The sequence below is a fragment of the Corynebacterium sp. HMSC074A09 genome, assembly GCF_001811545.1.
Lineage (GTDB): Bacteria > Actinomycetota > Actinomycetes > Mycobacteriales > Mycobacteriaceae > Corynebacterium > Corynebacterium hiratae.
Genome location: NZ_KV805125.1, coordinates 1 through 9,483, shown reverse-complemented (window position 1 = coordinate 9,483; position 9,483 = coordinate 1). Strand labels below are relative to the sequence as shown.

The window sequence follows — 9,483 nt, the reverse complement described above, 5'->3', positions numbered from 1 at the left end:
CCCCGCTACGCACCCCAAAACCGGAAGAGCCGGTTTACTTGACCCCAAGTAAACCCTCTAGCGTTATGAAGAAGGTTTGTTTGCCCCCAAACAAACCTTTTCAGGGGAACCATTTGTGGGGCATCTGTGGTGGATACGACCGGCTGACGCAGAACAAGCCTTAAGCCATGATGACGGCGGTGCCGGTGGCGCGGTCGTGGAGGCCGCGGCCGTCGGCATCGACCATCGCTGCGGGGAAAAGCACTGCAGTCAGCAGCGTGCGGACCGCGGCTCGCCACAAGCCAACGGAAGAGCCCGGCACATCAAGACGTGCGACTCCCATCCCCAGCAGCGCCATGCCCGGGGTGCGGGCGAAGAGCCAACCGCACACGATGCCCATGACTACCCACACCGCATAGCCCAAGAATGCCGGGCCACCGAGCGAATTCGTAAAGAGCTCGAGGAGATTGGCTATCAGCATTGCCAAGAGCCAGTCAATGAGAACGCCAAAAGTGCGCCGCATTACAGAAGCCAGGGAACCTGAGCCCTCCTTGGGCAAGCCCATTGTTTGCCCAGGCCACTGCCCGTTCTCAAAGCCATCGTTGTTATCAGCCATGCCCACCAATCTAGCCGTCGGCTCTGCTAAGCAGAAAATTTGCCTCCACGTGCCCCAGACACCCCAGCGACAAAGCCAATACCTGTAAACTAGTCGGGAGTACTACACGTCAACCAACAGGAGACCACCGTGTCCTTTGAGACAATCCAGGACGTCATCGCATTCATCAAGGAAGAGGACGTCAAGTTCGTTGACATCCGGTTTACGGACGTCCCCGGCACTGAGCACCACTTCTCTATTCCGGCCGAGGAATTTACTGAAGACGCAGCTGCCGAAGGCCTCGCCTTTGATGGTTCTTCCATCCGCGGATTTACCACCATCGATGAGTCCGATATGACGCTGCTGCCGGATCCGAAGACCGCCTTCGTGGATCCTTTCCGCACCGCGAAGACCCTGAACATCAAGTTCTTCGTCCACGACCCGTTTACGTTGGAGCCCTTTAGCCGCGACCCGCGCAACATCGCGCGCAAGGCTGAGGAGTACCTCGCTTCCACCGGCATCGCGGATACCTGTAACTTCGGCGCTGAAGCTGAGTTCTATATTTTCGACTCCGTGCGCTACAGCACCGACGTTAACCACGGCTTCTACGAGGTTGATACCGATGAAGGCTGGTGGAACCGCGGTTCCGAGACCAACTTCGATGGCACCCCGAACACCGGTTTTAAGACTCGCGTGAAGGGCGGCTACTTCCCTACGGCGCCCGTCGACAAGCACGGCGAAGTTCGCGACGCCATGGTGGAGCAGCTGCAGAAGGCAGGCTTTGTCATCGAGCGTTTCCACCACGAGGTGGGCAGCGGCCAGAACGAGATCAACTACCGCTTCAACTCCCTGCTGCACGCGGCGGATGATATTCAGACCTTCAAGTACATCATCAAGAACACCGCGGAGCAGTTCGGCAAGACCGTGACCTTCATGCCTAAGCCGCTGGCCGGCGATAACGGCTCCGGCATGCACGCCCACATGTCGCTGTGGCAGGATGGCAAGCCGCTCTTCCACGATGAGGCCGGCTATGCAGGCCTGTCTGACATTGCTCGCTACTACATCGGCGGCATCCTGGCCCACGCACCGGCGGTTCTGGCGTTCACGAACGCAACCCTGAACTCCTACCACCGCCTGGTTCCGGGCTTTGAGGCACCGATCAACCTGGTGTACTCGCAGCGCAACCGCTCGGCTGCCATCCGCATCCCGATTACCGGCTCCAACCCGAAGGCCAAGCGCATCGAGTTCCGTGCGCCGGACCCGTCCGGCAACCCCTACTTCGGTTTCGCCGCCATGATGATGGCAGGCCTCGACGGCATCAAGAACCGCATCGAGCCGCACGCCCCGGTGGACAAGGACCTCTACGAGCTGCCGCCGGCAGAGGCTGCGTCCATTCCGCAGGCCCCCACCTCCCTGGAGGCCTCCATCGCTGCGCTTGAGGAAGACAACGACTTCCTTACTGAAGGCGATGTCTTCTCCGAAGACCTCATCGAGACCTACATCAACTACAAGCGCGAGAACGAGATTGCGCCGGTGCGCCTGCGTCCGACTCCGCAGGAATTTGAGATGTACTACGACTGCTAGTTTTGAGGTTTGTCCCTGGCCTGTGTGTTTCCGTTTGTGCAGGTCAGGGACTTTTCATGTTTTGCGGTGTTTGCATGTTTTCGGGGGTTTGCGGGATTTCTACGGGATTTTGCCTTGAGGTAGCCCCCTTAAAACGACGAAAGCACCTCCACCATTTAGGTGGGGGCAATCCTCAAAGCTCTTCATAAACTTCAAAAGCTAGAGGCGAAGGCATGTTTGCACAACTGACCTGCGTTGATTTGCATTACTGCTAGGTAGAAGCGAACCCCTCGACGTTTCGTCAGAATTGTCGAGGGGTTCGCTATTTTTCATATCCTATTTGGGCGGTTTTCGACTCGATTAGCCCTGTCACTGCCCGCTTCACGGGCTATTTCCGGCACCTGACCACGGGTTCAAGGCCACGGCCTCCTGGAGAGTTCCAGCAAGGCTCGTGACTTCTTATGCGGCTTCGCCAATCTGAGGCGGGGCATTAGCGCCCGCAATGCTCAGCATGTCCTCGCGTGCCCGGCCTTTACGCGGGCGCCCGCCCCGAGGGGGGGACGTGGACCAGGGCCCTCGTCAACTTGCCTGCGCAAGTAGTTCATTGCCTGCAAGGCATTGGTTCCAGCGACAGCAAGACCGATAAGGAGCATGAATGCGGCCACGCTTCGCGTATAGCGTTTTGTCCGCTCCCCCCCTTACCAATAGCAACCAGGCTTTTCAGACTGTGGTTGCGTGCCTCGATAATGTTGCGTGGCTTACGGTAGAGCTTTTCCCACTCTTTCGTATAGAGAGGGAAGGCCCTGCTGCGCGTACTTATGGAAGCGGTCGTGTTCGTGGATACTCACCAGTACTGAGGCTTGGGAGCAAATCTTGCCGGAGGTATTCACCTTGTCCAGGACGTGTTGTGGCAGTGGCATGGGTGGCTGACCCAACGCGGTTTTCTTGGCCGCTGCTTCGCGAGCGCGTTTGTTACCAGCCCGAAGCGGACAGATCACCTTGCCAGACAATGCCGGGCACTCGAAACGTTGTGAGCCGTCAGTGCGTGTTGCCTTAATCGGAAGTTGAAGGGTCTTGCGCCGAGCGTGCTTCGCCTCGCGCTCAGCGCCGATCATGTCTTTGCTTTCGTGGTCCGCCTTGGGATACAACAGGTCCTCATAGGCAGCAATACACGGACAGTAGGCTTGGCCCGCAACCTGGGTAATACCCTCCACGTCGGCAGTAATACCGAGGGCTTCTTTTCTGTCTGGGAGGTCGCCAATATGTCCCCAGTTGTCCTGGCGCGTTGGGCGTTGGTACTTGTCGACCGCAGAAGCAGGCGAGCAAATACTCGGTCCCCAATAAGATACCGCCTCGGCAAACCTGTATTCTGGAAAACCGCCATTGCCTGCAAGTCATTCTCACCTTCATGCAGCCGACACGGGCGAGCTAGTCTGAATTACCCGCACCAAGGTCGGCACGTACTGCACCGCGCGGCGGTTGCGGTTGCAGGGTATTCACACAAACATTTTCCTGGGTACATGGGAGCGGGTGTAGCTAGTCCCTAGACACTCGGATTTCACGCATCTCCAACAACGAAAGACTACGAGTACTGCCTGGTAAACTCTAGTGATCTGAACTAGACGCTACTTGGGAGTACTCGTGGATAACGACGATATTGAAGAAGCAGCCGTTAACTACATCCAAGACCTGCTCCGTGGGAACAAGCACCTGCGGGCTGAGCTGTCTAAGAACGACAAGACAGCAATCGTTGACGGCGAACTCAAATACTACGCCCCCGACAAGACCAAAAAGACCGAACACTTTCAATGGGCAGTTAGGTCGCAGTGCAAGGGGCACGAGCTGAAACAGGCCGAGCAATTCAAGAATCTCGCCAAGTTCAAACTAAAGAAGAAATACCTGACTGGTTTTCACAACTCAGACGGCGTAATACTCTTCGTTGTCCATATTCGAGGCTTGGAACGCCGAGCTTATTACCTCATTCTAGGCCCACTTGACATCGAACACGAGCTGAGGGAAATGGGCGACAAGAAATCCCGAACAGTGAAACTGTTGCCGTTCCCCGAAGACTGTGACGCGCAAACTAGAATCGCGAAACTTGCCCGAGCGAAGTGCCAACCCAGCAACATTAAGTTGTCGGATGACATGCTGTCCCTAGCAACAGGCCTCCACGTTTCGACAGTGGATTCCCTTAACTTCAACAAGCCGGGAGTAGTCGGTATCGGGACAGGTATCCCCTCTCATATCGAACTGAAACTGCGAGACGGAAACAGGGTGCCACTGCCCGGTCACTTCCAGTATTGGCCGGAAGAATACGCTTCACATGAACTCGGCCATGAACTTCGCGCAGGCTCAATTGTCATTTCGGATGCACGCCGACGGCTTATCAACGACCACCTTATGGAACTCGCTGTTACTCCCTCCTTACGCATCACCCTAGACATTAAGAACCAAGGCGGAGAGGTCAACTCTTCCCTAGTCGAGGACTTTGACGAAGCACTTACCAATCTTGAATTTCTTAACTACTGGATCGAAAACGAATCGTTTGACATCGGGGAAAACGAAGTCCGGTGGAAACTCAACGACTACGACTTCACACCTCAAAGGCAAAGCCTGCGAATCTTTCAAGACATCAACGCCTTGTGCGAACTCCTCAACGTCGACACCTCGCTACTGCATGTTCGCGACTTCGATACCAACCTCGACATGCTGGAGAACATTGTCAAGTACTTCGTGTACGGTGGCAAGTTCTCTCTCCCCGACGAACAACCTCACAAACTTATGGTCGAACTTGGAAAATGGCAGCTTCGCTTCCTTGCTTCCCACCGCAACAACGAAGACTTTGCGACCATCAAAAGCGTTGGAGACCTCGACAATGGGCAGTTTTGGTGGGTTGCCAAAGACGACCCCGAGGTCCACACGCGCATTACTGCATTTGAAGTTCTCACGGCAGAAGAAATCTCAACCACACTCAACCTTGGACTTGAGCACATCACCGAGGCATATGAGATGTATGTGGACAACGACAGGAGAACCAACTTCGCCAACGAGACCGTGCTGAAACTTATCGAGGCCGCGGACTTACAGCCACGACGCGCCACGGAACTGCTCAGAGGAGCCAGAAAACTTGCCACCTGGCTCTTCACCGAACCCGAATTTTCCGAGATTGCGCAGGTAAACGTGTGGCAAATTGATAAGCGGCTCGGGAATCTGACTGACGCTGACCTTACGGATATTCGACTTTTTCGCGAAAGTCTGCCAGCCAATCACCACTATGTAGCACCGTTAAAAGCAGGAGCCTCAATCCTGCTGGGGCAGCCCGACGAAACCGCATTTTGGTTGGAACGAAGTCGCGAAGACGACCGCACCAGGTTCAAGGAAACTCCGATTTACCAGTTGCACACGGACCCGGAACTCACATCGAGATACGCGGATGCAGCGCCGCGGCCAGAAGCTAAATGGGAGCAGTACGAAAGAAAGTTCATCGAGGAGTCCGTTCTCAAGGAACTCTCGCGCTAACCAGACAAGGACGAGACATCGGCAATGGAGTCACACATCCCTTTAGCTCTTTGGGCTCACTCGAGCCCTGTCACCCACTGTTCCCTGGTGAGCAGTGTGCCTGCCTAACAGGGAAGTTATCGTACCCGATCCCGTTCAGCGCCAATGCGATTCCTCAAAACGAATCCACCTACGCTGGCCCCGAAGTCTCAGCGCCGTCGAACCCGACCTGCGTCCACACGTCCAGCTCGGAATCATCGAGTGTCCCCGCGACCTCAACAATCTCCTCTTTGAACACCTCCCTATCGAGTTCCGGCACCTGCGGGACGGCTAGCACCGGCACGGGGTTTTCTCGCTCCAGGATATGCTTGCACCACGCGAGGTAGTCAGCATCGACATTGCTGGTTCCCTCCAGCTCGCTCACGAAAGCGAGTAGCCCCTGATGTTCTCGGTAGATACTGGCTTGCCGACGCAAAGTCTCCAGCTCGAACGCGCGCCCCTCACGAACCCTCAAAATCTCGGCGGCGTGGTCTTTACGACGCTGCCACGACGCCTCCGCTTCACGTTTGAAGTCGCTGTCGCAACGAGTAAAGAATCTCTCGACGGCAGTCTGCGTCATGCGCGTCGCTAGTGCCGTGTCTAGGCGACGAGGGTTACGCTTCGTGTCGTTGACCCTATTCCACCCCATTTCAATGGTGAGCAAGCCATTCGGAACATGGTCATACACCGGCTCCATGCCCCTCGTTTTGTCCCAGTTATAGCGATTAAGCTCTGCTTTTTCTTTCCTGATTGGTTCACGCTCCACCTTGTCAGTCTGCTCGGTGACTGTAATCTCCCGGCCAGCGACATAGACACCTGTGCGTGACGGCGTGTTCCACTTCCTCGACTCAATTTCTCGCGAATTCACCTCCCACCCAATCCGTTCGGCCTCGGTGAAAAGCACATGAAGTAGCCGCCTTGCACGCGGCGCAGCTTTCGCGGAGACATCAAAGTTGGCCTTGTCAGTAAACAGCGCAACCATCGGGTGCAACTTGCTCACTCGTCGCTCCCCGGAAAGAAGCAGACGTGAGCTTTCTGTAAGAACCACCTCGTCGACAAACCCGGCCTGCACATGCGTCGGCCACCACGAGTTCCAGCCTTCTTCCTTGAGGTTAAAGACAAGACGACGTGAGCGCTGCTTTTCTTGCGCCACGCGTTGCGCAGCCTTAAGACGGGGTTCCCACTCGCGCTCAAACTCCTCCTTGCTGCACTTGACGCGAAAGAAGCCGCGGTGCGCGCCCTCGATAGCGGCAAGGAGCTGTTGTGCTTCCCCAACGGTCGGCGTAACGCGGGGACGATACGGGGTGGCGGGGCGATTGGGTGTGGTCACGACTCGCTCGCTACCCGTGGCCGGCCCGCCAACAGTAGTCTTCTTCTTTTTCTTCGGCCGAAGTGGCTCCGTACCTGTGAGCACCCGCTTGCCGCGCTCGGTGATGGTTGCCGTCCATGCGTCGCCATGTCCTTTAATCTTCACCAGCTCGTAGCCTTCGAGACTGCGGGCGGAAATCTTGTAGTTGCCGCTGGGTGCCGAGTCTTCGGGGCAACCAGAGTTCACCCATTCCAGGACGGTGCGCTGGAGGTCGCTGAGCTGTTGTGGGGCCATAGGGAGATTATCTCGGGATACTTACCTAAGTGCAGGGCGAATTGCTTTTGGCCTGGAATTGGCCCCTCATCGAGGGGTAGCAAATTTGATGTTACGGGGTAGGTTTCTAGAGGGGCCGTCTAGGCTGAGGTCAGAGAGTTTACTGACACCCATACACTCGGGGGTATTTCTCGGGAGATAATTCCGTTCCATTGACCAGCGACAACCAAATATTTGACAAAAAATCAGCAAGTTACTGTTGCGCGCGCGTTCAATTTTGTTCCTCTACGCTTACACTTAAGACATTGCTCCTCACCGTTCCCAGCAATGAGGGTTGGTGAGGTTTTCTAGCCTGGAGAACACACGCGGTTCCAACGGCGGTGAAGTCAACCGCCACACGCGCTCTGTGTGCCCTCCCCTACTGCAGTACACAACAAGGTGCAATCTCACGTCCTAATCCCGCTGATCAAACGAGCTTTCCTGCAGTGGGGTGGCTACCATGCCATCTGTGACTGACAGATTCCGCCAACTGCTACCGCCCGGCCCCGCGTGGGGCGGCAGCCTCATGGGCACCTCCATCGTCTCCCGGCTGCTCGTTGAGGAAGACATGCTGGTTGGCTCCGCCATCTTCGCAGCGCTAGCCTGCGTCATCCTGCTCGTGCTGACGGTCGGCTTCGCGCTCTACCGCCAGCCCAGCTTCGCGCGGACCTCCATGGCGGAATGGTCCATGTACTTCATCGGCATCCTGGCACTCGGCGCAGCACTGTCCGGATTGACGGATATCGGAACCTTCCGCCTAGTGGGCTTCTGGATCGGTGGCCCGGTCACCGTCATCACGTGGGCCATCCAGCTCACCCGCTTCGACGGTCAGCCGCGGTTTACCTGGGGCCTGCCGCTGGTCGGCCCCATGATTTCCTCCTCCGTAGCCGGCTTCCTCGCCCTCGACTACGGGCGCGCCTACCACGTGATGGGCACCGTTTTATTCATCATGTCTATCTCCACTGCGGTCCCCATCTTCATCCGCGTGTATTGGGCTGCTTGGCACGGCAAAGTCAACCTCACCGGCGCCAACTCCGCGACGGCATGGGTGCCGCTGGGCGTGGTGGGCCAATCCACTACCGCCATGCAGATCCTCTACCCCGGTAGTTTCTCTGTCTACTACGGGCTCACCGCCATGGTGATTGCCATCCCCCTCGCGCTTTATGCCATGGTCACCTTCTACCCCAACGTGGCTCGCTGGGTGGATTACTCGCCCGCGTGGTGGGCCTGCACATTCCCACCGGGAACGGTCAGCATGGGTGGTCACCAGGTAGCGCTGGTGAATGGCTCGGAGCTTCTCGACGTCATCGCGCTCAGCATCCCGGTGCTCCTTATCGCGCACTGGTCTGCCTGCTCCTGCCGCTTCGTTGGCTGGCTCCTCGAGGGCCGGCGCGCACGCACAAGCGGGGCCAGCCCAGTCTCGGACTAGCCCCGCCACGTGAATTACTGGATGCTTAACAAGCCTTAGTTTTCGGCCTTCTCAAACTGGATGACCTGGCCCTGGCTGCCCAACGCAAAGGTGTTGCCCTCTACGGGGAAAACAACTGGCTTGGCGGAGAGGATAGCCTTGAGCGCATCGGCGTCGGCCATGGCATCAGGGGCGCAGGCGCGCAACGTAGAGTTCAGGTTCTCCACCACAATGGCATCGGTCTGATCCAGCTTGTAGCTAGCGCCACCGGAGTTGCAGCCATCGTTGTAGGCGAGGGTTCCATCGGAATTGAAGGTCACGGAAATCGCTGGGTTCTTCTTTGCGGTGAAGGTACCGTTGAGAACCTTCTGGGCCTCATCGGCCGGCAGCTTGTCTTGCAGACCGTCGACGTCCTCGTACTTCTCAATCAGCCCGGAGCCTTCCGGTGCTTCAGAGTCCTCCGGGGTGCCCGGACCGCCAAAGAGGCGGGAGCTCAGCTCCTGGATCTGGCTGGACTGCGGGGAGTCGACGGAGGACAGCTCTTGCGCACCGGCAGTACCGGCGCCCAGGACGCCGCCTGCGAGGGCGACGAACGCAGTTGCTGTGGTTACTTTCTTCAGTGTGCGTGAAATCATGGCCCCGAAGCTATCGGCCGCGGCCTCCAACATCAACCCATTTCATGCGTTTCCGATGATATTTTGAGGCAACTCTACAACTCCCCCATCCCCTTACAGGCCGCAGACTAAAACGGCTCTTCCGGTTTTGGGGTGCGTAGCGGGG

The 9,483-nt window shown here is 57.2% G+C and carries 7 protein-coding genes; 3 read left to right on the top strand and 4 right to left on the bottom strand.

Annotation, left to right across the window (positions count from 1 at the left end; genetic code table 11):
* Positions 1–160: 160 nt before the first annotated feature.
* A complete protein-coding gene (locus HMPREF2807_RS03430) occupies positions 161–595 on the bottom strand; it encodes an RDD family protein (protein ID WP_046647925.1) in 435 nt (144 codons plus the stop codon).
* Positions 596–724: 129 nt separating this feature from the next.
* Between HMPREF2807_RS03430 and glnA the strand changes: the two genes are divergently transcribed.
* Positions 725–2,158, top strand: coding sequence for a type I glutamate--ammonia ligase (gene glnA / locus HMPREF2807_RS03425; protein ID WP_046647924.1), 1,434 nt, complete (start codon positions 725–727; stop codon positions 2,156–2,158).
* Positions 2,159–2,895: 737 nt separating this feature from the next.
* Here the strand turns inward: glnA and HMPREF2807_RS03420 are convergent.
* Positions 2,896–3,351: a hypothetical protein gene (locus HMPREF2807_RS03420; RefSeq protein WP_070510553.1), complete on the bottom strand. Its 456-nt coding sequence runs from the start codon at positions 3,349–3,351 to the stop codon at positions 2,896–2,898.
* 427 nt (positions 3,352–3,778) lie between these two features.
* On the opposite strand from HMPREF2807_RS03420, the gene HMPREF2807_RS03415 reads away from it, so the two are divergent.
* A complete protein-coding gene (locus tag HMPREF2807_RS03415) occupies positions 3,779–5,656 on the top strand; it encodes a hypothetical protein (RefSeq protein WP_070510551.1) in 1,878 nt (625 codons plus the stop codon).
* 169 nt (positions 5,657–5,825) lie between these two features.
* Here HMPREF2807_RS03415 and HMPREF2807_RS03410 read toward each other — a convergent pair whose 3' ends face one another.
* Positions 5,826–7,277 carry a hypothetical protein gene (locus tag HMPREF2807_RS03410; RefSeq protein WP_070510549.1) on the bottom strand — a complete coding sequence of 484 codons (1,452 nt, stop codon included), beginning with the start codon at positions 7,275–7,277 and terminating at the stop codon, positions 5,826–5,828.
* Between the two features lie 478 nt (positions 7,278–7,755).
* On the opposite strand from HMPREF2807_RS03410, the gene HMPREF2807_RS03405 reads away from it, so the two are divergent.
* A complete protein-coding gene (locus tag HMPREF2807_RS03405; RefSeq protein ID WP_083306672.1) occupies positions 7,756–8,724 on the top strand; it encodes a TDT family transporter in 969 nt (322 codons plus the stop codon).
* A gap of 35 nt (positions 8,725–8,759) precedes the next feature.
* Here HMPREF2807_RS03405 and HMPREF2807_RS03400 read toward each other — a convergent pair whose 3' ends face one another.
* Positions 8,760–9,338 carry an META domain-containing protein gene (locus HMPREF2807_RS03400; RefSeq protein ID WP_232751612.1) on the bottom strand — a complete coding sequence of 193 codons (579 nt, stop codon included), beginning with the start codon at positions 9,336–9,338 and terminating at the stop codon, positions 8,760–8,762.
* Positions 9,339–9,483: the final 145 nt, after the last annotated feature.

Coding starts and splice junctions, on each gene's coding strand:
- HMPREF2807_RS03430 (WP_046647925.1), bottom strand. CDS start 595: ATGGCTGATAACAACGATGGCTTTGAGAACGGGCAGTGGCCTGGGCAA.
- HMPREF2807_RS03410 (WP_070510549.1), bottom strand. CDS start 7,277: ATGGCCCCACAACAGCTCAGCGACCTCCAGCGCACCGTCCTGGAATGG.
- HMPREF2807_RS03405 (WP_083306672.1), top strand. CDS start 7,756: ATGCCATCTGTGACTGACAGATTCCGCCAACTGCTACCGCCCGGCCCC.
- HMPREF2807_RS03400 (WP_232751612.1), bottom strand. CDS start 9,338: ATGATTTCACGCACACTGAAGAAAGTAACCACAGCAACTGCGTTCGTC.